28 protein-coding genes are annotated in these 23460 nt (G+C 41.7%); 12 read left to right on the top strand and 16 right to left on the bottom strand.

What is annotated here, in order from left to right; all coding sequences use genetic code 11:
* Positions 1-2: 2 nt before the first annotated feature.
* Positions 3-551 carry a signal peptidase I gene (gene lepB / locus IGK63_RS07405; protein WP_005236123.1) on the bottom strand — a complete coding sequence of 183 codons (549 nt, stop codon included), beginning with the start codon at positions 549-551 and terminating at the stop codon, positions 3-5.
* Positions 552-766: 215 nt separating this feature from the next.
* Between lepB and IGK63_RS07400 the strand changes: the two genes are divergently transcribed.
* Together IGK63_RS07400 and IGK63_RS07395 are read left to right on the top strand one after the other, a co-directional pair.
* Positions 767-2218: an NAD-dependent succinate-semialdehyde dehydrogenase gene (locus IGK63_RS07400; RefSeq protein WP_005236125.1), complete on the top strand. Its 1452-nt coding sequence runs from the start codon at positions 767-769 to the stop codon at positions 2216-2218.
* 113 nt (positions 2219-2331) lie between these two features.
* A complete protein-coding gene (locus tag IGK63_RS07395; RefSeq protein WP_034872000.1) occupies positions 2332-2928 on the top strand; it encodes a nitroreductase family protein in 597 nt (198 codons plus the stop codon).
* A 68-nt stretch (positions 2929-2996) separates the two neighbouring features.
* Here the strand turns inward: IGK63_RS07395 and IGK63_RS07390 are convergent, their stop codons facing one another.
* Positions 2997-3491 carry a hypothetical protein gene (locus IGK63_RS07390; RefSeq protein ID WP_005236128.1) on the bottom strand — a complete coding sequence of 165 codons (495 nt, stop codon included), beginning with the start codon at positions 3489-3491 and terminating at the stop codon, positions 2997-2999.
* Between the two features lie 137 nt (positions 3492-3628).
* On the opposite strand from IGK63_RS07390, the gene IGK63_RS07385 reads away from it, so the two are divergent.
* Together IGK63_RS07385 and IGK63_RS07380 are read left to right on the top strand one after the other, a co-directional pair.
* A complete protein-coding gene (locus IGK63_RS07385; RefSeq protein WP_008381929.1) occupies positions 3629-4156 on the top strand; it encodes an HdeD family acid-resistance protein in 528 nt (175 codons plus the stop codon).
* 120 nt (positions 4157-4276) lie between these two features.
* Positions 4277-4720 (top strand): hypothetical protein, encoded by a 444-nt coding sequence (locus IGK63_RS07380; RefSeq protein ID WP_008381931.1) that lies wholly within the window; start codon positions 4277-4279, stop codon positions 4718-4720.
* 31 nt (positions 4721-4751) lie between these two features.
* Here IGK63_RS07380 and IGK63_RS07375 read toward each other — a convergent pair whose 3' ends face one another.
* On the bottom strand, positions 4752-6686 hold the full coding sequence (locus tag IGK63_RS07375) for a heavy metal translocating P-type ATPase (RefSeq protein WP_429972469.1): 1935 nt from the start codon (positions 6684-6686) through the stop codon (positions 4752-4754).
* Positions 6687-6870: 184 nt separating this feature from the next.
* Between IGK63_RS07375 and rsxC the strand changes: the two genes are divergently transcribed.
* Genes rsxC through IGK63_RS07360 form a run of 3 tightly spaced genes read left to right on the top strand, consistent with a single transcriptional unit; the run spans position 6871 to position 9867 of the window.
* Positions 6871-8208 (top strand): electron transport complex subunit RsxC, encoded by a 1338-nt coding sequence (gene rsxC, locus IGK63_RS07370; protein ID WP_008381935.1) that lies wholly within the window; start codon positions 6871-6873, stop codon positions 8206-8208.
* A complete protein-coding gene (locus IGK63_RS07365) occupies positions 8201-9271 on the top strand; it encodes an RnfABCDGE type electron transport complex subunit D (RefSeq protein ID WP_016612117.1) in 1071 nt (356 codons plus the stop codon). The genes rsxC and IGK63_RS07365 overlap by 8 nt, the downstream gene beginning before the upstream one ends.
* Positions 9272-9294: 23 nt before the next feature.
* A complete protein-coding gene (locus IGK63_RS07360; protein WP_008381938.1) occupies positions 9295-9867 on the top strand; it encodes a hypothetical protein in 573 nt (190 codons plus the stop codon).
* Positions 9868-9903: 36 nt separating this feature from the next.
* Here IGK63_RS07360 and IGK63_RS07355 read toward each other — a convergent pair whose 3' ends face one another.
* Positions 9904-10101, bottom strand: a complete 198-nt coding sequence (locus tag IGK63_RS07355; protein ID WP_005236143.1) for a hypothetical protein — start codon at positions 10099-10101, stop codon at positions 9904-9906.
* A gap of 135 nt (positions 10102-10236) precedes the next feature.
* Here IGK63_RS07355 and IGK63_RS07350 point away from each other — a divergent pair, with 135 nt between their 5' ends.
* Positions 10237-10509: a hypothetical protein gene (locus tag IGK63_RS07350; RefSeq protein WP_005226206.1), complete on the top strand. Its 273-nt coding sequence runs from the start codon at positions 10237-10239 to the stop codon at positions 10507-10509.
* An 89-nt stretch (positions 10510-10598) separates the two neighbouring features.
* Here IGK63_RS07350 and IGK63_RS07345 read toward each other — a convergent pair whose 3' ends face one another.
* The 3 genes from IGK63_RS07345 to IGK63_RS07335 form a co-directional block, all read right to left on the bottom strand.
* A complete protein-coding gene (locus IGK63_RS07345; protein WP_005236147.1) occupies positions 10599-10970 on the bottom strand; it encodes a hypothetical protein in 372 nt (123 codons plus the stop codon).
* 173 nt (positions 10971-11143) lie between these two features.
* A complete protein-coding gene (locus IGK63_RS07340) occupies positions 11144-11689 on the bottom strand; it encodes an ECF transporter S component (RefSeq protein WP_016612116.1) in 546 nt (181 codons plus the stop codon).
* Entirely contained in the window at positions 11673-12092 is a 420-nt protein-coding gene (locus IGK63_RS07335; protein ID WP_016612115.1) for a DUF4430 domain-containing protein, read from the bottom strand. The genes IGK63_RS07340 and IGK63_RS07335 overlap by 17 nt, the downstream gene beginning before the upstream one ends.
* Positions 12093-12257: 165 nt before the next feature.
* Between IGK63_RS07335 and IGK63_RS07330 the strand changes: the two genes are divergently transcribed.
* Positions 12258-13658, top strand: a complete 1401-nt coding sequence (locus IGK63_RS07330) for a C69 family dipeptidase (protein ID WP_005236152.1) — start codon at positions 12258-12260, stop codon at positions 13656-13658.
* Between the two features lie 185 nt (positions 13659-13843).
* Positions 13844-14014 (top strand): hypothetical protein, encoded by a 171-nt coding sequence (locus tag IGK63_RS07325; RefSeq protein WP_005236154.1) that lies wholly within the window; start codon positions 13844-13846, stop codon positions 14012-14014.
* A gap of 63 nt (positions 14015-14077) precedes the next feature.
* On the opposite strand, the gene IGK63_RS07320 is transcribed toward IGK63_RS07325, so the two are convergent.
* The 4 genes from IGK63_RS07320 to IGK63_RS07305 all read right to left on the bottom strand — a co-directional run bounded on the left by IGK63_RS07320 (position 14078) and on the right by IGK63_RS07305 (position 18070).
* Positions 14078-15238, bottom strand: a complete 1161-nt coding sequence (locus IGK63_RS07320; RefSeq protein ID WP_008381945.1) for a MalY/PatB family protein — start codon at positions 15236-15238, stop codon at positions 14078-14080.
* 30 nt (positions 15239-15268) lie between these two features.
* A complete protein-coding gene (gene malX / locus IGK63_RS07315; RefSeq protein ID WP_034871995.1) occupies positions 15269-16831 on the bottom strand; it encodes a maltose/glucose-specific PTS transporter subunit IIBC in 1563 nt (520 codons plus the stop codon).
* 103 nt (positions 16832-16934) lie between these two features.
* A complete protein-coding gene (locus IGK63_RS07310) occupies positions 16935-17717 on the bottom strand; it encodes a MurR/RpiR family transcriptional regulator (RefSeq protein ID WP_016612108.1) in 783 nt (260 codons plus the stop codon).
* A 170-nt stretch (positions 17718-17887) separates the two neighbouring features.
* The gene (locus IGK63_RS07305) at positions 17888-18070 is read right to left on the bottom strand and encodes a hypothetical protein (RefSeq protein WP_016612107.1); all 183 of its coding nucleotides are present in this window, start codon (positions 18068-18070) and stop codon (positions 17888-17890) included.
* Positions 18071-18234: 164 nt separating this feature from the next.
* On the opposite strand from IGK63_RS07305, the gene IGK63_RS07300 reads away from it, so the two are divergent.
* Together IGK63_RS07300 and IGK63_RS07295 are read left to right on the top strand one after the other, a co-directional pair.
* Positions 18235-18900 (top strand): NAD(P)H-dependent oxidoreductase, encoded by a 666-nt coding sequence (locus IGK63_RS07300; protein ID WP_016612106.1) that lies wholly within the window; start codon positions 18235-18237, stop codon positions 18898-18900.
* Positions 18900-19073, top strand: coding sequence for a hypothetical protein (locus tag IGK63_RS07295; protein WP_016612105.1), 174 nt, complete (start codon positions 18900-18902; stop codon positions 19071-19073). The genes IGK63_RS07300 and IGK63_RS07295 overlap by 1 nt, the downstream gene beginning before the upstream one ends.
* A 98-nt stretch (positions 19074-19171) precedes the next feature.
* Here IGK63_RS07295 and dat read toward each other — a convergent pair whose 3' ends face one another.
* From dat to IGK63_RS07270, 5 genes are all read right to left on the bottom strand, one after another.
* Positions 19172-20026 carry a D-amino-acid transaminase gene (dat, locus tag IGK63_RS07290; RefSeq protein ID WP_008381954.1) on the bottom strand — a complete coding sequence of 285 codons (855 nt, stop codon included), beginning with the start codon at positions 20024-20026 and terminating at the stop codon, positions 19172-19174.
* Positions 20027-20155: 129 nt separating this feature from the next.
* Positions 20156-21256: an AI-2E family transporter gene (locus tag IGK63_RS07285; protein WP_008381956.1), complete on the bottom strand. Its 1101-nt coding sequence runs from the start codon at positions 21254-21256 to the stop codon at positions 20156-20158.
* Between the two features lie 161 nt (positions 21257-21417).
* On the bottom strand, positions 21418-21846 hold the full coding sequence (locus IGK63_RS07280) for a hypothetical protein (RefSeq protein ID WP_008381958.1): 429 nt from the start codon (positions 21844-21846) through the stop codon (positions 21418-21420).
* Positions 21847-21919: 73 nt separating this feature from the next.
* Complete coding sequence (locus IGK63_RS07275; RefSeq protein ID WP_016612103.1) at positions 21920-22336, bottom strand: GNAT family N-acetyltransferase; 417 nt, start codon at positions 22334-22336, stop codon at positions 21920-21922.
* Positions 22337-22536: 200 nt separating this feature from the next.
* Complete coding sequence (locus IGK63_RS07270) at positions 22537-23460, bottom strand: LCP family protein (RefSeq protein WP_008381960.1); 924 nt, start codon at positions 23458-23460, stop codon at positions 22537-22539.

Raw genomic sequence — 23460 nt, 5'->3', positions numbered from 1 at the left:
TTTCATTCTTTGCCTACCATACCAAAATCGGCAATTGGCCAGAAAACAAATTTTACATCCCCCAAAATTGTTGATTCATCGATCAGACCTAATTGACGACTATCTTTGGAAATTCGACGGTTATCCCCTAACACTAAAATTTGACCTTCAGGAATGACTTCAACACCAAATAACCCCATATCAAAATCACTAGTCAACGGAAAGCCATCTGCGACAGCTGCTTTGAATTCATCCAAGTAGGGTTCATCATATGCTTGTCCATTGATATAAAGGGTATCGTTTTGATAGGAAACCTGGTCGCCAGGTAATCCGATTACGCGTTTGATATAGTTTTTGCCTGCTTCATCCGGTGCTTCAAACGTTATGATATCGAAACGTTCGATCTCGGTATTTTTCAAAGCAATCACCCGCTCACCATCATGTAATGTGGGGTCCATCGAATCTCCTTTTACGATCACAGGGGTAAAGACATACTGTCTTAATAACAAGAGGAATAAAGTAAAGATCACGACAAATCCTACTGTTTTTAAAAGCTCTTTTACTTGTTGCACGCGTCCCTCACTCCTTGAATGTTTTAACTATATTTCCCAAGAATCGAACAAACATTCTTATTTTTCTATTCTACCATAAAATGAAAGGAGCAGGACATCTCCTCTCTGGTTCTTTATGAAAATTTGGGGAATTATTGGACTTGCGTATGAATTGTCATCTTATCTAATCCGTGCTACGGTTGAAATAGAACCCATTATTGAAAGGAAGTGCCAAAATGAACCAACAGTTACCACAAGTGCCCACGAAGTTATTGATTGACGGAAAATGGCTTGAAGGAACAAAAGAGTCGGTTTCGGTTACCAATCCTGCCACTAATGAAGAACTGGTAAAAGTCAGCCAAGGAGGCATCGATGAAACAAAGCAAGCGATCGATGCCGCCGCGAAAGCCTTCACAGATTGGTCAAAACGTTCGCCTCGAGAGCGAGCCGATTTGATGAACAAGATTGCTGATTTAATGGAACAAGAAAGCGACCGTTTGGCAAAAATTATGAGCATGGAACAAGGAAAACCATTAAAGGAGGCAGAGGCAGAAATCCAATCCAACGTAGACAATTTCCGTTGGAATGCCGCCGAAGCACAACGGGTCTACGGCGAAGTGATTCCAGCTCCTGCACACAATCATTGGCTGGTGCGAAAAGAAGCCATCGGTGTTGTTGGTGCGATCACGCCTTGGAACTTTCCTTCCAATATGATTGCTCGAAAAATCGCTCCTGCCATGGCAGTTGGCTGTACCCTTGTTATGAAACCATCTAAAGAAACACCCCTATCAGCATTGGCTTTAGGTGAACTTTTTCAACAAGCGGGCCTTCCTGACGGAGTCGTCAATATCGTCTTAGGGGATTCTTCTGAAATCGGGAAAGAGTTGACTGAGAACAAACAAGTTAAAAAAATCACCTTTACCGGCTCCACGAAAGTTGGGATGAAATTATACGAACAAGCTGCACCAACTCTGAAAAAAGTTTCATTGGAGTTAGGCGGCCATGCCCCGTTTCTTGTTTTTGCTGATGCTGATTTAGATTTAGCTGCTGAAAAATTAATTGCAGCAAAATTCCGCAACAACGGTCAGGTCTGTACATCCCCCAATCGAATTTTTGTCGAAGAATCCATCAAAGAAGCCTTTACTAAAAAGCTATTAGGGCAAATGGAAGCCGTAACTGTTGGTAATGGTTTAGAGAACCCCACCGTTGGTCCTTTGATCAATCAAGCAGGCGTTAAAAAAATCATCGACCAGCTGGAAGATGCGGTAAATAAAGGGGCTAAAGTCTTATTCGGTGGGAAGAAGCTTACTGAAGGTGAATATGAAAAAGGCAACTTCTTTGCACCAACGGTCATCGACGGCATCACTCCTGACATGACTATTTACTATGAAGAAACCTTTGGACCCGTGATTCCATTGATCTCATTTACGGATCGACAAGCAGTCATCGCCGCGGCAAATGATACGGAATTTGGATTAGCCTCTTACTTCTTTTCAACGAATCTGCAAACAATCTCGGATGTAGCCCAAAACCTCCAATATGGGATGGTTGGGGTCAATGACATTGCGATCTCAAACCCAGCGGCTCCCTTCGGCGGCGTCAAACATTCCGGTTTTGGTCGTGAAAACGGCAAATATGGTCCTGAAGAATACGTGACTGTCAAATTTATCGCCATTGATGCCCAGTAAGAAAAAAAGTCAGGCGCGTTTGCCTGACTTTTTTCTTACAAAGCATTTTGTTTTACTAACATTAAGTAAGAATGTATACTTCATTCTATGACAATAGAAAAGGTGGGAATACTATGACAAAATTTCTTGATACGATCAAACAGCGCCGTTCAATCTATGGATTAGGCAAAGATGTTTCACTCTCAGATACAGAAATCGAAGCCATCGTGAAAGAAGCAGTAAAAAACAGCCCAACTGCTTTTAACGCACAATCGCCACGTGCCGTGATTTTATTTGGCGATGCCCACGAAAAATTATGGACGTTAACGGAGGCTGCTTTAGAACCATTGACACCACCGGAGGCGTTTGAAGCAACGAAACAAAAACTTGCTGGCTTTAAAGCAGGTTATGGAACCGTTCTATTCTTTATTCACACAGATACCGTTAAGAACTTGCAAGACCAATTTGCCCTTTATGCAGATAACTTCCCGGTCTGGGCAGAACAATCGAATGGGATTGCCCAAGCGAATGTTTGGGTAGCTTTAGAAGAAGCCGGATTAGGCGCCAACTTACAACATTATAATCCAGTAATTGATGATGCTGTTGTAGCTGAATGGTCAATTCCTGAAAATTGGCAGCTGCGGGCCCAATTAGTTTTTGGTTCAAAACAAAGCGAACCAAATGAAAAAGAATTTTTAAATGATGACGAACGTTTCCGCGTTTTCCATTAAAAACGATTCCCGATTTTTAAACAAAAGACCCTTGATTACGGCCACATACGGCAGCAATCAAGGGTCTTTTAGTCATTTTTTCCTTGATCATGATCGACCAGAATATCGATCGGTGTTCCTTCATTCAAGTGCTCCGACAAAAATACCACCAATTCAGCTAACGGTTGTTTGAATTTCATTAATGGTCCCCGCATCCCTTTTCGAAAATAGTTCATCTTGATGGGCTGCCCTTCCTTTTCTTGAAATAATACGACCCGATCAATGTCTTGGTACAGTACCCCTTTAATACTCATTGGATGGACAATAATTCGATCTAGGGCTAACCCGCGGCTGTCTAGCACAAAGCTTAAAAAGACAAAACCTGAAACGATTCCTCGCACCTGATTATCCAATTGGTCATCCATCATCAACATGGATAGGATAATCATTACTGAAAAGATCGTAATAGCGATTTTGCTTAGTTTGCGCTCAACAGCAATAAAGTGAATCTCTTTGCGTACCACCAATAAATAGAGGTACAAAACGATCGTAAAGGCACACATCAATAGCGTTAACCCACTCATAAAACTCTCCGTTCTGTTTTCTTTTCCCTATTTTACCAAAAAATGATCTGTTACAAAAGGCTTAGCCTATTTCCTAGGTTTTTTGATATCTATTTTCACCAGAATTCGGTACAATAAGAAAAAAAGGAGGAATTATCATGAATGCATTTTTTGATAAATTACAACGCTATGACTTGCTTCGTGCCGTCGTATATATCGTCTTCGGCTTCATTATCTTGATTGCACCACGATCTGTCTTCAACACGATCGTTTATCTCGTTGCCGGATACATCGCATGTCTAGGGATCATCAGCTTGTATACGAGCTACAAAGAAAAACAAAAGGGCTATCGCAATGTGCAGTCGGTCTCTGGTATCTTACTGTTGATTGCTGCAGCTGCGATTTTAGTTTTTGCCAAAGGATTACTTGCCATCGTGCCATTTTTCTTAGGGATCATGATCACCATCAGCGGATGCACCCGCTTAATGGCAAGCTTTAACCAAAAACGCATTGGCTTACCTTACATCACGAGCTTAATCATCAGTCTTTTGATTATTGCTGCTGGACTCGTTCTCGTATTGAATCCATTCGCCACTTGGCTACTGTTCTTCCAAATTTTTGGCGGTATCTTGATTTTCATGGGGGCATCCGACGCTATTAATCATTTTCAACGAAAAAGAGCCTAATAAATGAGAATGTTTTAAAATTTTCTACGAATCTAACATCTACATGTAGACTTTTCCCGCTATTCCTTTTAAAATAGGAGATATCAAACAGTCAGTCCATTGAGAGGCGGGAGGTGCGACATGAAGAAAATCAAGCAAGAAGCAAAACATCCAAATGATGTGCCGGTAATTTTTTTGACCGATGCAACTGGCAAAGTCGTACGAAAAATCTCGATCAATGAGTGGCGTGCGTTAAAAGCGAATCCAGAACAAATCGAAGAACTCGATATCAAATTGTATCGTGAAGCGATCAGTTTCTATCTTCAAGAAGACTATGCGAAAGCAAAAGATCTCTTGCACTTCTTGATCAATAAAACGGACTATAGTCATTACGAATATGTTGAACGATTAGCCAATATCTATCGCATCGAAAATCGTCCTGCTAAAGAAAAAGTCCTATTGCTGACTGCTTATCATGCAATCAAACCGTTAGAATCCTCTGAAGGAATTCTAAGAAGGATCGAAAATCGATTACAAAAAATCGATGCCTTTGATTTTCCAACTTCGACACAATTCAGTCATTAAAAAAGCAGCTATCTTTCGATAGCCGCTTTTTTTATGCTTCTGGCAGTTTACGCAAAAGACGTAACCCGTTAAACAATACGATCAATGTACTGCCTTCATGGGCAAATACCCCCAACCCAATGTTCATCATGCCGAATAGATTCAAGCCGACTAATAACGCGACGATAAACATGGAGAAAAAAATATTTTGCCAAATGATCCGATCCATCTTCTTCGCTAAGCGATAGGCATATGCAAAACGCGAAAGATCATTCTTCATGATCACTGCGTCTCCTACTTCAATCGCAACATCTGACCCTTCCCCCATCGCAAAGCCGATGTCTGCTTGAACAAGTGCAGGGGCATCATTGATACCATCACCCACCATGGCGGTTTGTCCGTATGCTTCTTGGAGTGCTCGTACCGCTTCCGCTTTGTTCTCAGGCAAAACATTGGCAGCCACTTGGTCAACCTTTAAGCGCTGACCGATTGCTTCACCAGCAGAAGCACTGTCTCCGGTGATCATAACAGTATGGATACCTTCATTTTTCAAATAATGAATCACAGAAGCTGCCTGTTCGTTCGGCTCATCCATCAATGCGATGATCGCCGTAACCTCTTCGTTGATGGAAAACACGACCATTGTTTTTCCTTGCGCTTCCAATTGACGGTACTGTTGCTCCATCAAACCTGTTAACTGGGTGTTTTCGGTTCTTTTTCCTAATCGATAGGTTTTTGTTCCTGCGACGGCACCTAAACCGGAACCAATCTCGTTTGTGACAGTCAACTGTTCGATTTCTCGTATTTTCTCTGTCTTCTCGAAATAAGAAACGATCGCATCTGCTAATGGGTGGTTGGCTTGCTTTTCCATCGAAACGATGACCGCTGCTGCCTCTGCTCGATCGATCGTATCAGCGAAAACGGCTTCCGTGACTGTAGGTTTTCCGACGGTCAAAGTTCCCGTTTTGTCAAAAGCCACCGCTTTGATCTGAGCGAAATTGGTCAAGTAATTGCTCCCTTTAAAAAGAATCCCTTTTTTCGCTAGATTCGAGATCGCCGATAAACTAGCAGGGACGGCGCTTGCCGCTAGAGCACAAGGAGAAGCCGCAATCATCATTACGATCCCACGATAAAAACTTGTATACCAATCCCAACCAAAGAGAAACGGTGCAGTCAAAATGAACAAAGGGACTGCAACGAAAACAACTGTTACATAGATTGGTTCGATTTTTTTGATTCGTGTTTCGGTCGGTGATTGATTTGATTGCGCCGCTTCCACCACTGAAAGAATTTTTGAGAAGACTGTTTCAGAGCTGTCTTTCGTGACTTCCATCAAAAATGTGCCGTTTCCATTAATCGTACTCCCATAGACTTCGTCTCCTGTAGTCTTTTCTCGAGGAATACTTTCCCCATTGATCGAAGCTTCATTGATGGCACTCGTTCCAGAAAGGATTACGCCATCTGTTGCTAACTGATCACCAGGTAGCACTTGCAAAATATCTCCTTTTTTTATCTCAGAAGCGGCAATTTTTTTGGTTTTCCCATCCGGACCCATCAAACGGGCTTCCGTGGGATTCAATTTGAGAAGATTGGTGATTTCTCTTCGACTTTGTCCCTCGGCGTATTCTTCTAAGAAGTGAGCGCCTGCAAAAATCAAAATCAACAAAGTTGCTTCATTAAAATTTCCTATGACCATGGAACCAATCGCTGCCAACAACATCAAAAGATGTACATTCGGTGTGAATCGCCGATTGGCTCTGGTACTCTTTATGGTATCCTCGATTCCTTCCCACGAAATATGATAACCTGCTAATAAAACCGCAGCAAAATAAAACCCTTCTTTCACCCATTGGTTCGGAACAAAAAGTGCCAGTATAAAGAGCAGTAAGCCTACAAAATAAATGTTACGTGGGAGAGTCCCATGATCGTGAGTATGAGAATGCCCCTCCATTTTTGTGTGATCATGTTGACAAGTATGTTCAGCCATCATTAAAACCTCCTCTAGTCCATTTGTCATATGAACGATCAATCATATTTATAGACTTATTATATATGAATAAACAATCATATGTCAACCGAAAGAAGTTTTTCTTGTGAAATGTAAGCGTTTTGGGTTTTGTGATTCCTTATGGCATGCTAGAATAAACTTAGGAGAGAAAGGAGTGTTGGTTATGAGAACATTTACTGGCGGTATTTCACTAAGTCCCCCATTAAAAATGTTAAAAGAAAAATTAATGATCGAACAAGATGAAATTCTTACCTTTTCACCCACGATGGTCTTTATCCCTTTAGCACAACATATTGGTGCTCCGGTGGAACCGATTGTTTCCGTTGGTGATTACGTCAAGCAAGGGCAAGTGATCGCTGAGTCTGATGCGTTTGTATCTGCCAAAATTCATGCATCTGTTTCGGGTAAAATCGTCGACATGGTCGATTGGCCGAATCAAAACAATGAAGAAGGAAAAACCATCATCATTGAAAATGATTATGCTTATCAAAATGATTTTTTGTCAGCCCCCTTCGACTGGCAATCTGCTGCTAACGAAACCATCCTCAACAAAATCCGTCAAGGCGGCGTCGCCGGCAAAGGCGGTGCAACGTTTCCCACCCATGTCAAATTCAGTATTGATGAAACCAAAAAAATCCATACTTTGATCTTAAATGGTTCTGAATGTGAACCGTTCTTACGCAGTGATGCTTTCTTAATGCAAAAAGAAGCCCAGAAAATCATTCACGGTGCAAAGATTGCCCAAAAGTTACTGGATGGTCCAAAAATCATAATAGGCATCGAAGATGACAAACCAAGAGCCATTTCAGCCATGCAAGCCGCAAGTGCAGAGGATGACACGATAGAAGTCGTTACTGTCCCAACTGTTTATCCAACCGGTGGTGAAAAGCAGTTAGTAGAGTTATTGACCGATCAAGAGGTGCCGTTAGGTGGTTTGACTGCCGATATCGGTATCGTCTTGATCAATGTTGCCACCAGCTTTGCCATCGGCGAAGCGGTCTGTTATGACAAACCGTTGATTGAACGCTATACAACCGTTACCGGCGATGTTCAAAATCCCTGCATCGTCAAAAATCCGTTAGGAACACTCGCAGGAGAATTGATCGACTTTGCCGGCGGCTTTCAAGGAGCCCCCAGCAAATTGATTCTTGGTGGACCAATGATGGGAAAATCCGTCAAAACCTTGAAAGTTCCGGTCACCAAAGGCAGCAACGGCATCGTTGTTTTTAATGAAGAAACCGATTGGCTCTATGCCGAAAACCCCTGTATTCGCTGCAACAAATGTGTCGAAGCTTGTCCAATGCGCCTCATGCCAATGGAGATCGATCAGTTTTATCGAGCGGGGGATTATCAAAAGTGTGAAGAATTATTGGCAGAAGCATGTATCAATTGTGGTGCCTGTACCTTCGTCTGCCCAGCTAAACGTTCCTTAGCTGCCAATATCACTGCCGCAAAAGGCAAAGTTGCCCAGTTGCAAAAGGAGGCGAAGGAAAGTGCCTGATTATTACAAGGATTCCGATAGCGAACGTCTCTTTCAGCAAAGGAAAAATCAAGAAACACCCCCAAGCCCCCATATTCGCAGCAATGACGAGACCATTAAAATCATGGGGTGTGTGGTATTAGCCTTGCTGCCAGCAGTTTTATTCTCTGGCTACCTTTTTGGATTGAAAGTTTATGGCTTGTTTTTCATTGCACTAGCCACGGCGTTTGCTGCCGACGGACTTTGGTCCTATCTTGTCAAACGGCCGTTTCGCTTCGATTTAAGCATCGTCGTGACGGCCTTGCTTTTAACGATGAACCTCCCACCAACCGCACCTTGGTATTTTCCCGTGATTGGGGTGGCGTTTGCCGTAATCATCGTCAAAGAATTTTTTGGCGGTATTGGTTATAATTTTCTAAATCCAGCCCTCGGCGGTCGAGCCCTGTTGATTGGCTTGTTTTATAACCAAATGTTTCTAATCAGTTGGCCTGATCCACCTTTTGGCAGCATCGCACCTGATGTCGTTTCGCAGGCTACAGCGAACGATGTTGTTTCTGGTGCCACACCATTAGCTGTCATGAAAGCAGGAGAAACGTTGAGTGGCTCTGAACTAGTGGATGCCTTTTTAGGATTTACCGGAGGACGAATCGGTGAAACCAGTGCCTTACTTTTACTGTTGGGTGGGATTTTTCTCGTTTACAAGAAAATCATCTCCCCTCGTATCCCACTGATTATCTTTGCGACGATCGGGCTCTTTGCTTTTATCCTTGGTCCAGAAGGACTTTTTACTGGCAGTTGGCAAACGGTCATCGGTCATATCATCAGTGGTGGTGCCATGTTGGGTGCGATTTATATGGCGACTGATTATTCTTCGACACCAGGAACAAAAGCAGGAGAAAATCTTTTTGCCTTAGGCGTTGGCCTCCTCGTTGTGCTCTTCCGTTTCTTTGGTTTTACAAATGAAGGCATGAGCTATGCCATCTTGATCATGAATTGTTTCACCCCACTTATTGATCGCTTCTTCCGCCTTCGCATATTAGGGGAAGGAAAAAAGACCCCGTTCAACCTTAAAATCATGAGCTAAATCGTAAAAAAGGAGGGTTCCTTATGATGATCGCCAATCGGCTAGTGGTCTTTCTAGTCATTCTACTCACAAATTACGCCTGTCAAAATTTGGCACCGACCGTCAAAGAGAAAAAACCGAACGTGACGACACGGGTGGTTTTCCTCTCAGGGATCATTGCGGTCGCTTACTTGTTCAGTGGGTTAAGCTTTTATCTTTTACTTCAAAATCGTTTCGTCTATGGCAATCAAGTGGTCACCAACTTGGTAAGTGCTGCCATCATCGCCTTGATTGCGGGGGGCTTGTGTTTACTGATCGTTCCTGCAAAAAAACGTTTCTTGACGACTGATCTAAAAAAAACGCTCCTAGTCAATGTTCTCTTGCTGACGATCGCCACCGTGACCCAATTTCCCTATACCGATTATTTAACCAATTTATTTGTTGCTGTAGGCATGTATTTCCTCTTTTCTTGTGCTTTGTCAGGGGTTCATACACGGAATCAAATTGCCACGATTCCGCCAATTCTAAAAGGTTTACCGCTGGATATCGTAACACTTTTTCTATTCTATCTAAGCTTTTCCTTTCTCAATGGTGTCTTCTTCAATTATTTATTCTAAACAAAAAGCAAGTCCCGCTTTGGCAGCGGAACTTGCTTATTTTTTGCGGAATAACTCTCTGAAGGAACCGATCAAAAAACCAGTCGAAAAAGCATTTTGTGCTTTTTGCTCTTTTTCAGCAGCGATTTTTTGTCGGGTTCGCAGCCCCTTATTGGCATTTTTGGACTTCTTCCCTTCACGGAGTTCTTTCGAAGCCTTTTGAAACTCATTTGAGAAACGATTATACCCAACCATGTCGTTTCCCTCCTTTCTTTGTGCTTGACCTATAATAACGAGGATTTATTATAGGAATTGCCTTTCTGATGCAAATCAGGTAACATAACAGACAGAAAGATGATTTATCCCAGGTTTATCAGAAAGGAAGATCCCATGAACGAAACCCACACTGGATTGTTAGTCAATAGCCGCGTTTTTCAAGAAACGCCAATGATGCTGACAGGTATCCAACTTTTAGAAGACCACAAAATCGTAAATTGCATTATTAAGGATCGCTACTTAGCCAGCTATGTCTTACGCCTTCCATTAAATAAATACCAATTAGAAGTTGAAGGAAAATGGAACAAGCGGGAACAGTTAGTGATCAAACATATGAAGATCAAGAATATCGATGAATTTATTAAAATCGTCGGTACGCCAGAATAACAGGACTCACGAAAAGCAAGTGCAGACAACTGCCCTTGCTTTTTTTCTGAAAAAATCCAGCTGATTTTTCCCGCGTGTTCCTCCGATGTTTATCGCGACATTCTGGTAAACCGATCGATCAAGGCTTTTTGCTCCTCTTTGATACCGATCGCCAACGGTTTGATCATTAATTTGACAGTGGACGAAGGTGTCTGAATCTGAACTTTTTTATTTACCACACCGCCTAGTTGTAATTTTGTGATCTCATGGATCATAATTGTCTGCATCCCTTTTTCATGAAATTGCAGATCTAACTGAATCAAGTGGATTTTTTCTTCGTCAACCACCACGATAAAATACTTTGGTGTTGGCAGGGCAATCATTTTGGCTTCCTCGGCATAACCAGCCAGTTTTCCATGGAACTTCGCACGGTAGCTTTCTAAATCATCTTTTTTCACGATCCATTTCATCAAAAGCCACATCCTTCCTTAGATACCTTAAGGATACCTGCAGAAAACGCTTTTGCACAACAATATGCCTGCTTGTTTCCTCACATAGCCCCATTCAACACGTTTGATCATCAAAGACTTTTCCTCTAGACATAGACGTTTTTGTCACCACGACTGCTGAGTCAAGCAAAAAGACAGCGAGGCGCTTAGTGCCCTTCGCTGTCTTTATTTGGATAGTAGTGTTGGAAAAGTCGCAGAAAAATCGGTGCCAGCATCAAATAAAAGATGCCATTCCCCGCTGCATGCAACGCATCAAAGCTCACTCCTTGAAAATAGTAAGCCCAAAAGCTAGGAAACCCATAAAGCTTGACACTGATCCAAGATATCACAAAGCCATACGCAAAACCTGCAAATACACTATAAATGACTTGTAAATACAACTTTTTCATAAACAGTTTGCTTTTTGATAATAGATACATTCCAAAAATTACGACGGCATAGCTAATCAATTGGGCAATCGTCCATACCCCCATTCCCATGTAAAAATTGGTAATCAGCATCGAGAGCAGACAAACGATCAATCCACGACTAAGACCTAAATGGATGGTTACTAATAAAAAGATCACCGTCATTGGTTGAACATTGGGTAAAGGTTGAAAAAGTGTCCTGCCGACGACGGCTGCTGCTACAAGCAACCCTAAATAAGCAATTTCTTTTCCAGCAAATACAAGTGGTTTATTCGAATTTTTCATAGGTGAAAACCACTTTATCGTTGTTTCCTAAAAAGGTATCATCTGCCCCAGTCGTAATCATTTCATCATTGATCGTATATGTCCAATAATAGCCAGCTTTTTCATCTTGGGCTAAACCGTCGATGCTGGTGATCATCCCTTGATTTTCTTCCAAGTCAAAGTTCTCTTTCATGATAGTCATCAAAGAAACCCCTTCTTTAAAAGTGACCGTTTTGGTTTCGATCTCCTGGTCTTGCTCTTCACTTTTATTATTGAAGCTGATTTGGGCAGTGCGCTCTTCGGCATTTTGTTGGACTGACGAAGAGTCACTAGAGGAGTTACCCGCATCCATCGATGGTTTGGCACATCCGGCAAAAACCAGACTTAGTAAAAAAATATAACTAAAAATTACTGTTTTCTTCATAATAATGGCTCCTTTGATTTTTTTTACAACACCTTATTGTACTAAAAATAAATAAAAAAGGCGAAATTTTTTTGTTCCCCTCTATAGAAAGCATTGTAAATCCATGTGACTATGGGTATACTAGCTTCAATCATTCGTAAGAAGAAATGAAGGAGTGTTGGAAAGATGGATAGAAAAAAAGCGTCCTGTACCACTTTACTAGTAGGAAAAAAAGCATCGATTGACGGCTCGACCATGATTGCCCGTAATGAAGATTCAGGGAGCGGTTCGGAACCGCAAAAATTCGTCGTCATCACTCCAGAACAGCAAGGAAATGAATTTTACGCCGTTTTAAGCGGCTGTCGAATCCGTTTACCTAAGGATCCCTTACGTTATACTTCGACACCTGAAGCAGATGAATCCCAAGGAGTCTGGGCAGCTTCAGGAATCAATGAAGTAAATATCGCCATGACTGCGACAGAAACGATTACGACCAATTCACGCGTTTTGGCCATTGATCCATATGTGGAAGATGGTATCGGGGAAGCTGATTTCGTCAGCATTGTACTGCCTTACATTCATTCCGCTAAAGAAGGTGTTCTTCGCCTAGGGGAACTCTTAGAAACCTATGGGACCTACGAAGCCAACGGGATCGCGTTTTCTGATGCCGAGGAAATTTGGTATATGGAAACCATCGGTGGACATCACTGGGCAGCTGTTCGCATACCAGATGATGCCTATGTCGTGGCACCCAATCGCTTAAACATTGATCACTTCGATTTCGCCTCAGAAATGACGTTGTGTTCGCAGGATCTCGAACAGTTGATTGAAGACTATCAATTAAATCCTGATTTTGAAGGCATTAATCTACGCCATATTTTTGGCAGCTCCTCAGAAAAAGATACCCGTTACAACAACCCGCGGGCATGGTACATTCAAAAACACTTTAGCGGAACAGTTGCTGAACCGATCGATCAAGAGCTCCCGTTTGTATGCTACCCAAAACAAAAGCTATCCGTGGAAGATGTAAAATGGGCATTGAGCTCCCACTTCCAAAATACGCCTTTTGACCCTTACGGTACAGGGACCGAGACACAAAAAACACAATTTCGATCGATTGCTCTCAATCGCAACCAGCAAGTCCATATTTTGCAGATCCGCAACCACGTGCCTGCAGCAATCGCTGGCATTCATTGGCTCGCCTTTGGCCCCAATACCTTCAACGGCGTTGTGCCCTTTTATGCAGCTATCACTAAGACCCCACTTGGCTATTGTGATACGACAAAGACCTACGATCCAACAAATAGCTATTGGTTAGGACGCACCTTGGCGTTGATTGGGGACAGCGACTACGATCGCTATAGTGATCTTGCCAACCGTTTTGAAATGGAAACGATGGCGGCTTGTCGCCGCATCCAACAAGAAACTGATCGTAAAGCTTCCGCTGAAAAGGAGCCTACTCGTCTGCTTGAAGAAGCCAACGCTGAGATGGCCGAACTGTATTTAAAAAATGCAACAACGTTACTAGGAAAAATGGTGGAGTCTGGCAGTAATAAAATGGCCTTGCGTTTTTCTTTAGCCGATTAGTCAATCGTTGAAAATAAAAGGATTAACAAAAACTTTACATGGAATTGCAGCAATCTAAACATTGCTCTCCTATACTAAAGATACCAATTCGTTTTCTTTTTCCTTGCTGGTACAAATCAAGCAATTGATTTGTACTGGTCCCCCTATTGAAGACCAGTTGGGAAAAAACGTTGGGAGGAATGAGCATGACTGCAAGTATTTATCGGACTGTCACCAACGAAATTGTTAAAGGTGAAATCATCAAGAGCCAGAGTCAGCAAGATATGCTGATCATTCAAGACAAAAAAGGCTATTTCCATGTCGTTGAACCAATCCCCGCTACTACTACATCAACTCCCCACAGGACGAAAGACTAAAAAATCCACTGGCGATCAGAAAGAATACAGGATCTTTCTGATTGCTCAGTGGGTTCTTTTTTGTTATGTCAAACTCAATGTGAATCGGTTCAATCCATCAATGAGTTTTTCTCGCGAACAGCCAACGTTTAGGCGTAAAAAATTTCTCCCTTCATTCCCATAGATTTCCCCTGACATAATCGCGACTTTTCCCTTACGAATCATTCGTTGCTGCAATTCCACCATCGTTAAATCCAGTGCTGTACAATCAATCCACATAAGATACGTGGCTTCGCTTTTCGTGACCACGAGTTCTGGATGATATTCCTGTAAATAAGCAATCACATAAGCAATGTTATCATCCAGATAGTCATTGAGCTGATCCACCCACTTACTTTCATTATCGTAGGCAGCAATCGTTGCGGTCATGCCAAAAATACTGGTGGAGCTCAACCCATCGGCTTCTTTTAACTGAGTTAAGAAGCGATCACGCAATTTGGAGTCAGGAATGATTCCATAAGAATAAATCAACCCTGGGAAATTAAACGTTTTGCTACCCGAAGTAACAAGGGCTACTTTTTTTTGCAACAAATCAATGATTGGTTGATGCCTTTGTCCTTTTCTTACAATATCCATATGAATCTCATCAGAGATGATAAATACATCATGGGTTTTCGCCAATTCGATCATTCGTTGCAACTCATCTTTTTGCCAGACTCTCCCAGTTGGGTTATGAGGACTACATAAGAGAAGAACTTTGTTTTCAGGCTGTGCCATCAATCTTGTTAGCTCTTCAAAATCAATGCGATACGAGTTGGCATCATAGATGAGTGCATTAGGTACGATTTTTCTTTTGTTCTCTTTGATCATTTTATAAAACGCATCATACGCTGGCGTCTGAATAATGATCCCATCTCCTGGATTGCTGAGTAAGGTGACGAGTAGTTTGATGCTATACATGACGGAAGGACTGTAGACCAGCCAATCGCTGTCGATCCTACTTTTAAAGCGTTCAGAATACCATTTGCAGACCGCTTGCTTGAATTCATTATGATTCCAACGTGTATACCCAAATACCGGGTGCTGCATCCGCTTGATAAGTGCCGCTTCAACTGCAGCTGGCACCTTGAAATCCGTATCGGAAATCGTAAATGGCAACAAGTTTTTTTCACCAAAACGGTCTTCCACATAATCCCACTGGGTACAATGGGTTCCTTTACGATTGATTGGCTCATCAAAAAACATTTTCTTCACTCCTACTACTTGACAATTTTGCTAAAGAATCGCATCAAGTTGATTTCTGACTGTTGTTACTTTCGTTCCAATGATTACTTGAACGTTCGTATCATCTAAGTGAACGACCCCAAGCGCACCTAGTTTTTTTAGCCGTTCATCATCAACCAATGTACCATCGTTTAGAACGAGGCGTAGCCGTGTAATGCAATTGTCTAAAGAATCAATATTGCTTGCTCCCCCTAAAGCTGCCAAAATACCATGGGCATCGTAGCCACTCTTTCCAGAATAGGTCATTTCCTCTTCCAACTCATTCGTTTGATCGTTGTTCTCTTCTCTACCAGGTGTCTTCAAGTTCTTGCGAAGGATCACTGTTTTAAAAACAAAGTAATACAGGGCAAACCAGCAAGCTCCTACGATCAGAACGAGCCACCATTTTGTATATGCGCCTTGCATCACGCCAAAGATAAGAAAATCAAGCACGCCCCCATCGGTATTTCCAATCGTGACACCCAATAGACTCATTACCATAAATCCAGCACCTGTCATGATGACATGAAAAATCCATAATAAAGGGCTGATGAATAAGAATAAAAATTCGATTGGTTCAGTAATTCCTGTCACAAAAGTTGCAATGACGCCTGAAATCAACAAGCCTTTTATCTTTGAACGATTCTCAGGTTTTGCCGTCTGGTACATAGCTAATGCTGCTGCCGGTAAGCCAAACATAAAGGTTGGCATTTTCCCTTGAGACAAGAACGCCGTTGCACTTGGTGAGATGCTTAAACCGTTTTGTAATTCCGCATAAAAAATATTTAACGCCCCAAAGACTTGCTGACCATCGATCAGCTGACTTCCCCCTGCTTCGGTAAAGCGAATCATGGAAACCAAAATATGGTGTAACCCAAATGGCAGTAATAAGCGCTCACCTGAACCAAATAAGAACGGACCGAAAGGACCAGCTTGTTGGATCAAATGTCCGATTCCTGTGATGATCATAGCAAACAATGGCCAAATCATCGGAATGATCACCCCGACCACAGCTAAAGTAAGCGAGGTGATGATTGGAACAAACCGGGCTCCTGAAAAGAAGGCAAAACTATCTGGCAATTGAAAATGGTAGAAGCGCGTATGCAATTTATAAACGATCAATCCTGCGATAATACCACCTAGAACACCCATTGATAATGTTTGAATGCCAAAAACGATCTCTTGTCCTGCTTCTCGAAGTTGATCTGCAGTAGCTAATTGATTCGTTTCTTGTAAATAAAAATTGATGGATAAATGCATCACGACATAGCCCACAAAGCCTGAAAATGCCGCAACTCCCTTCTCTTTTCGTGCTAGACCTAAAGGAATCGCCATCGCAAACATGACGGGTAAGTAACTAAAGGCAAACCCACCGATCGTTGACATGAAACGAAAAACCACTTGGAGCCAAGGAGCACCTAAAAATGGGAAAACGTCGATCGTTGAAGAAGATGAAAATGAACTACCAATCCCTAAAAATAAACCCATGAATGCGAGTAAAGCGACTGGCAACATAAATGTTTTCCCAAGTCCTTGAAAAATTTCCATCCAGCTTGCTTTCTTTCCTTTTTGCATATCATTTCCTCCTAACACTTTTATCTCTTAAAATGTAAACGATATCAAGAAGGCTTACAATACAGTTACCAAAACAAGAATGACCATTCACAAAATGGAATGGTCATTCAGGATCAAGTCCTGGTTCGATTTGATTGGCGTATTGAATAATTAAAATATCCAGTAACGCTGCTAAAGAGATCCGTGGGCTCAAATCGACTTCATGATGATAAATCGTTGTCATTTCAACAGAAAAAGAGAAGGTGGCAAGCTTTTCCAACGTGCTTGTTGATTGACCAATACAGGCTAAAATCGGCACACCTCTTTGTTTCAACCGGTTAGCATAATTTAGCATCCCGATTGTTTCCCCACTATGACTAATAAAAATAGCCATATCTTTTTTTGATAGTTGATTAGCGATGGTTGTCAATTCATCCCAATCCGTTGAATCGCCAACCGTTTTTCCTAAGAACCGCAACTTTCGACTCGCAGATAATGCAACCGGCGCACTTTGCCCTAAAGCAAAAAATTCGATTCGTTGTGCTTGCTGCAACATTTCCACAGCGCGCTGAAAGTCAGCCTCTTCAATCATTGATAAGGATGTCGTCAGCTGGTCAATCATTTGCTTGATCAGTGGGGATAAGCCAAGAGAAGCTTGAGTAGATGATTTTCTTTCAAGAGTTTGATAATTCTTCAGTGAAAATTTGAATTCTTGAAAACCGGTAAAGCCAAGCTTTTTTGCCATTCTGCTGATCGTCGCTTGACTGGTGTACGTTTGGGAAGCTAACTCATCGGCCGTCATTTCTGAAACTTTCTCGGGCGCCCTTAAACAATAGTTAAGGACCGTTCTTTCTACTCGGTTCAGCTCTGGAATTTTGTATTGGATTCGTTTATATAAATGATTCATCACCTGCTTCTCCTCTCTACTATTGCTTCATTCTTCCGTCTCCACTATGCTTCATTTACTCATTATACCTTCCCTCAACAAAAGTACAAACTGATGATGAATGGCTTGAAATAAAAAAAAGGACTCACCCTTTGAGGAGTGAGCCATCTTTGTTATTTTCTTTGCATCGGTCATCTGTAGACAGTCACTTCAGTAAACTCTTGCCCGTTGCCGTAATCATTTTCTTTCGTATGACGCTTTCCATCAATTCGTTGTTTGCAATTGGCAAGTCCATTTTCGACATAGTTCACTGTATTTGCAACGATCCTTATTATAGTTGCTAGACCTTTCATCAAGGGATCATTTGATTCCATCCTCTATTCCCCCATTTCTATCACGCTTAAGCCGCTACTGGCTTTTTCTTATAACAAGTATAAAAGAAGTACCTTAAACGAAACTAAAAGAGAAGAACTTCGACAAAAAGAAAAGCAGACTAGTTTCTCTTTTTGGTAAAATATGGTAAATGTAATAGGAAAGGATGATCAGTCTCATGATAAAAACTTTAGTGGTAGCCAGCCATCCGGATTTCCACAATTCGCTTTCCCAACGATTCTTTAGTGAAAGTGCGAAGCTTCCTAACGTCACCATGCATTTCCTTGATGATCTTTCTGATTTTTCTCTCGCCAATGAACGGATGCTGTTGCAAACATGCGATCGTTTGATTCTACAATTCCCCCTATATTGGTACAGCGTTCCAGCAAAAATGAAAGCTTGGATCGATACGGTTTGGGAAAAATGTGCCCCTGCATTGGTGGGCAAGGAAATCAGTTTCGCCGTTTCTACCGGCGTTGCCGCCAAAGAATTTCAGCTAGGCGGCCGAGAAAATACGACCTTCAATGAAATTTTGCACCCACTGGTACTCATGGCAAAAAAACACCAAATGACGGTACTCCCCATCGTTGTCCTCGATCAACTGATGTATAAATCAGAACAAGAGAAACGAGCCTTTGTCATTGCCTATCAGCAACTTTTATCAATGCCGGCTCCCTTTACATTTGATCAAAAGCAACAATGGTTTAGCGAAAAGCTGGCGCGTTTGGTTTCTGAAAAACCGCAGCTTGCTCCTTTGCTATCCTTGTTGCAGGAAAACCATGAAACGTTGATCGAATTAGATGACGCTTTAACTGAATTGGAGGTGCTGTGATGGATCACGAATGGCTGAAGCCACTGATAGAGCAGTCAATAAAAGAAACAGCTGACTATCACGAAAAAGCATTTTTGCAAGAACTAGACAAGTTGCTTCATCAGCAAGAAATTCGAATCGAATTGAAACAAGGAGAACTTGACGGAAAATTGTGGAATCCTAGTGAATGGTAAAATCTGCACTTGTATCCAAGAAAAAACTTTGGTCCACCTAGCTATAAAACATGCTGGGTGGGCCAAAGTTTTTTTGAATCGTTTCTTTTGCTTGTTAACTAGGATTCGCACATACTCTTTGTAGCAGCGATATAGGCTGCTTGCAAACGTTTCGTGATCGAACCCAATGTACCATTGCCAACTGATTTCCCATCTACTTTGACGATAGGCACAATTTCCCAGACAGAATTGGTCAAAAAACATTCTTGCGCGTTGTTTAGTGCCTCAACAGGGACAGGTTCTTCTCGATAAGGAATTTCTAATTGCTGACACAACTGTAGCACCTTCATTTTCGTGATACCTGGTAATACCAAGCGTCCATCCGGATGTGTATAGACGATACCATCAATGACAAACCAGAGATTTGATGCCGAAGCTTCCGTGAAACATCCATCTCGTTGCAGGAGTGCATCATCGAACCCCGCTTCGATCGCTTGATCTAGCGCTAACAGATTTCCTAACAAGCTCAATGATTTGATATCACAATGCAACCAACGCTCATCTGGAAGAACGGTCGCAGATAGCCCTGCATGCTGCATTTCCAGAGGTCGTTCAAAGGGGATCACATTTGCGGTCACGACTCCTTTGACTGCTCCAGCAGACGGAAACTCGTGATTGCGGGGAGAGGCGATTCCTCTGGTGATTTGAAGATAGATCTCTCCTTCTGTGATTCCTTCGGTTTTAACCAGTAACTTAAGGTTTTCAGTTAATTGGGGAATTGTATAAGGCAACGTCAGTTTAATTTTTTGCGCACTACTTTCTAAGCGAGTCATATGCTCCCCTAACATAAAGCAGCGACCATTATAGATTCGAATCACTTCATAGATTCCGTCACCATACTGATAACCGCGATCTTCAATGTCAATTTTCACCGCTTCTCGATCAACGATTTGATCGTTCCATAAAACCTTCATTTCCTCACTCCTATCGTCCTTCTCGTTTCAATAAGTATAGCATTTGTCTTTAGGCCTTGCTACGTAGTGCTTAAAAACAAAAAAACCTGCTGATGGAGACCGCTCCAACAGCAAGGTAGAACATTTTCGTTATAATGAATCTTTATCAATTACAGATCGTTCTAATTTTCGTTCTTGAAAAAAACGCAACAATGTACCAGACATTGCCATCACGATCGAATACACTGGCAGTGCCACAATCATGCCTACAAATCCAAGCAAGTTGCCGGCAATCAATAATAAGAAAACCGCAATGATTGGATGGATATGCAATACTTTTTTCATCACTAATGGTGAAACAAGATATGATTCACCTAACTGAATGATCGTGATTCCGACAATCAGAAAAATAGCTGTTCGAATGTCTTGACTTAACGCAAATAAAAAGGCTGGTGCTGCTCCGATAAAGGGGCCGAAATAAGGAATAATGTCCAGAACGCCGCAAATTAATCCTAATAGTAAGGCATTTTGTAAGCCTAGCAAAGAAAAAATGAAATAGCTTGAAACCGCAACATAAGAACAAACCAGCAATTTCCCACCGATGTACGCTGACGCTGCTTGATGAAAATCACTACAAAGTTGTCGCATTAAGCCTTGATAGTTTTTCGGTGTCTTACTTGCCAAAAAATCAGGAACTTTCTCACCGTCTTTAAACATATACACTAATAACAGTGGGATCGTAAACAAGACGATCGCTGAATGAGAAACGATGGAGATCAAACTCGTCAGACTATTGGTTGCCCCGGTAATAAACTGTAAGGCAAAGTTGCTAGCTTGGGAAATATCAATCGAATCAATAAAAGGACCAAATAATTCTTCTAAATAAGAATGATCAATAGTATCGATCACCAAATTGATGATGATGGGAATTTGATTGATAAAACGCCCCATCTCATAGGCTAATGCTGGTCCAATCACCTGAACGATCAAATACGCTGCAAAAACGATCAGCAGCAATGTCGAATATAGCGCAATGCTTTTCTTTTTCGTTCTTTTTTTTACCCAATTAAAGAAAGGTAAAAAGATGTAAAAAATAAAAATTGAAATCAATACTGGTAAAAAGACACTAGAAAAGATGGCTTCCAGTGGTCGAAAGACAAACAGTATATTTGAATAGATCCAGACCGCGATCCCTAAGAGACAGACGATCACTAGACCTGCAAAAATTTTTGATTTTTTAAGAAACTCCAATAATAAATCCTCCTGATTCTAGAAAGTAATTCAACTTCTTTCAGTTTAGCATAATTTTAAAAACGAAGGATGATTTCAAGAAGAATTTTTCAAAAATCCATGTTTTTCATAGCAAACTTTCAATTAATTTAATTTTTTTCATCTCTATATCTCGAATCTAATCAATTTTGATGAGCTGAAAACGGCAACGGAATATGCAACCGTCTGACAAAGTAGACTGCTGAAGCAAACTGGAGCAACCCTAGCAAAAAGAAAATCACATGCAAGACATTCCATTCTTGTAATAAGATGACCTGCACGATGATCCAGACAACTAAACTCATGCCTAAAAGCATTACCCCGTGGTACCCTTTGTTAAGCCGCAAGAGGAAAACAACAATCAGATTACCCAAACCTAAGATAGCGAACAAAAACAAGCCGGGAATTAAGAAGGTCGTGAAGGGTGTTCCTTGCAGCATGGCCGCTTCCAAACCAGCAAATGTCTCCCCTTTGCTTAACGGCTCAATGCTTTTAAACGCCAATAGACTTCCTCCACAAGCGCCAACACCAATAAAGAGACACAAAAAAAGTAACGCAAAGCGCATCTTCATTTTTCTCCACTCCTTCTTAAAACCCAACGCAACTAAAAAAATATTCTCAGTGACACATCGATTTTCTTATTCCTTATTCGCTTTTTGCTGAATAGATAAATGCGGCAATTTGCTGCTCTTCCAAAGAGGAAAAGCCACACGCCTCATAAAAATGACGCGTTTTTTCTGTGTTGTCCGTAATCAAAACCTTTTGCCGTATTGATGGATGATTCGCCAGCATTTTTTTGAGTAATCGCTGACCAATTTTTTGACCTTGAAACTCAGATGCTACTAATAGATCTTGAATATAAAGAATGGTTTGTCCATCGGTTATGCAACGGATAAGCCCCACTAGCTGCTCTTCAACATAGGCCGTGATCACCTCTGAGTGGGCTAACGCTTTTAAAAGACGCTCGGGATCTTTAGTATAGGCGCTCCAGCCAACTCCCTCATACAAAGCGAGTACTTGATTTGAATCAGATGGTAATTGGTCTTTAAAGACGATCTTCATACTTTTCCTCCTTGTAATAACTTAGCGATAGGGTGGAACAATAGAAATAGAGTTGACAGCTCTTTTCCAAACAAACTCTTGTTATTAAGCCGTAATGCATTGCTTGACTAAAGAGTATCCTGAGGAAAAGCGGCTGTCAACTCTAATTACGAAATACTTGAAGAACAAAATTGAACTGGTTCTGTTTCTAAGCCAGGACGTTAATCAATCAACAACTCATTTTTTAAACGTTGGCTCGTCGTCTGTTGCTCTTCAGGCGTTACTTCTTGATAGGAAATTCCATATTCTCCTCTGAAGCCATCGCCGGTGAACCCACTGCCAGCCATTTGGTAAGACTCGACAGTCCCTAATGCTGATTGATATTGGATAAATAATTGACTCATTTGCGAAAAAGTTAGATCGGTTTCGCCATTTTCTCCAATGATCGTTAGCAGATCCTGAATCCGCATCACGCTGGAAAGTGAAACTAACTCTTTTGCCAGAATCTCAGTCACTTCTCTCTGACGGCGCTGACGGCCATAGTCACCTTCTGGATCATCCTTTCGCATACGAGTATACTGAAGCGCCTCCCAGCCATCTAAATCGAGGATCCCCTCTGGGTAATCGATTTTCTCAGCAGTAAAAGCAAATTCATTTTCAACCGTGATGCCACCAATTGCATCAACAAGATCTGCCATCCCATCCATGTTTAAGGAGAAATAATGATGGATCGGTATATCAAGATATTGTTCGACGGTTTCAATCATCATCTTTGCCCCACCAAAAGAATGGGCATGATTGATTTTATCATGGTACCCTTGTCCCACGATTTCCACATAAGCATCTCTAGGAATACTCGTGAGGGTGGTTTTTCTTGTGGCAGGGTTCAACGTTGCTACCATAATGGTGTTGGCGCGAAAATCGGTTTTGCGACGAGAGTCATTGGCGATCCCTAACAAAAGAAGGCTTAGAGGCTCGGCATTTTCGATGACTTCCGCCTCTTCTCGTCCTTCGATTGGACGATGGATCGAGTGGGCAACATCCTCTACTTGAAAATACACCCTAACCGCATAGACAGTTCCTGCTGAGATAATTCCGGTCAGCAATATCAGGAAAATGATTATTAGTTTTTTTGCTGTACTCAA

The organism is Enterococcus sp. AZ040, from assembly GCF_050499185.1.
GTDB classification, from domain to species: domain Bacteria; phylum Bacillota; class Bacilli; order Lactobacillales; family Enterococcaceae; genus Enterococcus_D; species Enterococcus_D entomosocium.
Note: the sequence above shows the minus strand (reverse complement) of the source record. Positions and strands in the feature narration are given on the sequence as shown.

Bases quoted from the DNA above. Each gene is read 5' to 3' on its own strand.
- IGK63_RS07400 (WP_005236125.1), top strand. From the start codon at position 767: ATGAACCAACAGTTACCACAAGTGCCCACGAAGTTATTGATTGACGGA.
- IGK63_RS07395 (WP_034872000.1), top strand. From the start codon at position 2,332: ATGACAAAATTTCTTGATACGATCAAACAGCGCCGTTCAATCTATGGA.
- IGK63_RS07390 (WP_005236128.1), bottom strand. From the start codon at position 3,491: ATGAGTGGGTTAACGCTATTGATGTGTGCCTTTACGATCGTTTTGTAC.
- IGK63_RS07385 (WP_008381929.1), top strand. From the start codon at position 3,629: ATGAATGCATTTTTTGATAAATTACAACGCTATGACTTGCTTCGTGCC.
- IGK63_RS07380 (WP_008381931.1), top strand. From the start codon at position 4,277: ATGAAGAAAATCAAGCAAGAAGCAAAACATCCAAATGATGTGCCGGTA.
- IGK63_RS07375 (WP_429972469.1), bottom strand. From the start codon at position 6,686: ATGGCTGAACATACTTGTCAACATGATCACACAAAAATGGAGGGGCAT.
- rsxC (WP_008381935.1), top strand. From the start codon at position 6,871: ATGAGAACATTTACTGGCGGTATTTCACTAAGTCCCCCATTAAAAATG.
- IGK63_RS07360 (WP_008381938.1), top strand. From the start codon at position 9,295: ATGATGATCGCCAATCGGCTAGTGGTCTTTCTAGTCATTCTACTCACA.
- IGK63_RS07355 (WP_005236143.1), bottom strand. From the start codon at position 10,101: ATGGTTGGGTATAATCGTTTCTCAAATGAGTTTCAAAAGGCTTCGAAA.
- IGK63_RS07350 (WP_005226206.1), top strand. From the start codon at position 10,237: ATGAACGAAACCCACACTGGATTGTTAGTCAATAGCCGCGTTTTTCAA.
- IGK63_RS07345 (WP_005236147.1), bottom strand. From the start codon at position 10,970: ATGTGGCTTTTGATGAAATGGATCGTGAAAAAAGATGATTTAGAAAGC.
- IGK63_RS07340 (WP_016612116.1), bottom strand. From the start codon at position 11,689: ATGAAAAATTCGAATAAACCACTTGTATTTGCTGGAAAAGAAATTGCT.
- IGK63_RS07335 (WP_016612115.1), bottom strand. From the start codon at position 12,092: ATGAAGAAAACAGTAATTTTTAGTTATATTTTTTTACTAAGTCTGGTT.
- IGK63_RS07330 (WP_005236152.1), top strand. From the start codon at position 12,258: ATGGATAGAAAAAAAGCGTCCTGTACCACTTTACTAGTAGGAAAAAAA.
- IGK63_RS07325 (WP_005236154.1), top strand. From the start codon at position 13,844: ATGACTGCAAGTATTTATCGGACTGTCACCAACGAAATTGTTAAAGGT.
- IGK63_RS07320 (WP_008381945.1), bottom strand. From the start codon at position 15,238: ATGTTTTTTGATGAGCCAATCAATCGTAAAGGAACCCATTGTACCCAG.
- malX (WP_034871995.1), bottom strand. From the start codon at position 16,831: ATGCAAAAAGGAAAGAAAGCAAGCTGGATGGAAATTTTTCAAGGACTT.
- IGK63_RS07310 (WP_016612108.1), bottom strand. From the start codon at position 17,717: ATGAATCATTTATATAAACGAATCCAATACAAAATTCCAGAGCTGAAC.
- IGK63_RS07305 (WP_016612107.1), bottom strand. From the start codon at position 18,070: ATGGAATCAAATGATCCCTTGATGAAAGGTCTAGCAACTATAATAAGG.
- IGK63_RS07300 (WP_016612106.1), top strand. From the start codon at position 18,235: ATGATCAGTCTCATGATAAAAACTTTAGTGGTAGCCAGCCATCCGGAT.
- IGK63_RS07295 (WP_016612105.1), top strand. From the start codon at position 18,900: ATGGATCACGAATGGCTGAAGCCACTGATAGAGCAGTCAATAAAAGAA.
- dat (WP_008381954.1), bottom strand. From the start codon at position 20,026: ATGAAGGTTTTATGGAACGATCAAATCGTTGATCGAGAAGCGGTGAAA.
- IGK63_RS07280 (WP_008381958.1), bottom strand. From the start codon at position 21,846: ATGAAGATGCGCTTTGCGTTACTTTTTTTGTGTCTCTTTATTGGTGTT.
- IGK63_RS07275 (WP_016612103.1), bottom strand. From the start codon at position 22,336: ATGAAGATCGTCTTTAAAGACCAATTACCATCTGATTCAAATCAAGTA.